Source organism: Duganella violaceipulchra, assembly GCF_019166075.1.
GTDB classification, from domain to species: Bacteria; Pseudomonadota; Gammaproteobacteria; order Burkholderiales; family Burkholderiaceae_D; genus Rugamonas; species Rugamonas violaceipulchra.
On sequence record NZ_JAHTGR010000076.1, the window covers coordinates 1 to 1,281 of the forward strand.

Genomic DNA, 1,281 nt, shown 5'->3' on the forward strand with positions numbered 1-1,281 from the left:
AACCACAGAAACTGCCGACAGCTGCATGGATCAACCCGCCGATAATGGAGAAAAACGCTGCCTAAAAAACCGAGATTTAGACTCTCACCAATTCAACAAGGTGTTTCAAATTCATTGACACGCTCCGAGCGCGATCTACTGAGCGCTCCAAAATTCGCCCTATGATACTCGACTTGCCATCAGTGGATTCTTCACTTGCACGAAGATCAGCGGTGACTAAAACAAAGTCGAAGAGTCCACTCATCTTGGCACCACTGTTGAACCCAAAGAAATTTGTCTGAAGTGCTTCAGGCGCATCCGTTAGTAGATCTGTGTGCGCAGCCTCCCAGGCCGTCATTGCCTGCTCAATCGCCGCTGCCGTCGAGGCGCTCGGAAGATCCCATTCCTGCTTTTCGTTTCGCAAGCTTGAATACAGTTCCCTCTTCTCACCCGCAGTTCCAGCAGCTTTAATTGCATTAAAGCTCGCGAAGCTCTTTGCATTAGCGGACAGGATCTCTGATCCATCGGGCGCTCGGCGCTTCCACGCAGTAAAGGTGGCAGCACCTTCAGGAGCGTACTTGCCAAGCGCTTCCCTATCCTTATCTGTAAGGTCACTGAATGTGACTTGAATTTCTATGTTTTCAGTATCTGCACCAAACGAGCAATCCTTCTCTGTCAATGATCCAGGTTTTCCGTTAAAGAACCAATCCAGTGCGCGAAGAACCGTAGATTTCCCGGCACCGTTTGGGCCAATAAAGGTCGTAACGGACTCAAAGCTAATCGTTACATCTTTCAATGTCCTGAAATTCTTGATTTGAACAGATTTAATCTTCATCTCAGCATTCCTCCCTAGTTTCTTGTTTTATTTTTATTTAATAAATGACCAGCGATGCCGAAAAGATATTTAACAACTACAGCGTCATAGATTTCATCAGCTGCTGCCCTTTCAAAATGAAGGAGAGACATTGCTGAACGTCGGCTCCTGGCCGATAGTTGTCAGAAAATAGTACAGTCAGCGACTAGAATTCTTCAGCCACCTAACTAATTTCTTGGCTATCTTGGCATTTTCGGCATCTTGGGCCTCTGCACCAACAACACTGGATTTAGTTAATTCCACCGGTGTTACGCGCAGCCGCTTAGCTGCAAAAATCCGCGCCACCTCCAAAGGTTTACCTCACGCCGTTATACACAAGTCCTGAGCGTCGAGCGACTGGCTGAAAAAGCCGTTTACATTCAATGAGTTGCGGCAGCCCTTGTAAACTTTGCCGTTTTCGCGTTTACTCTCGTCTTTTGGATAAATCA

General features: G+C 47.0%; 1 pseudogene. It reads right to left on the reverse strand.

The features are described 5' to 3' along the window. Positions 1-127: 127 nt before the first annotated feature. Positions 128-814, reverse strand: a pseudogene (locus tag KVP70_RS33015) (ATP-dependent nuclease); the annotation flags it as partial. Positions 815-1,281 lie beyond the last annotated feature (467 nt).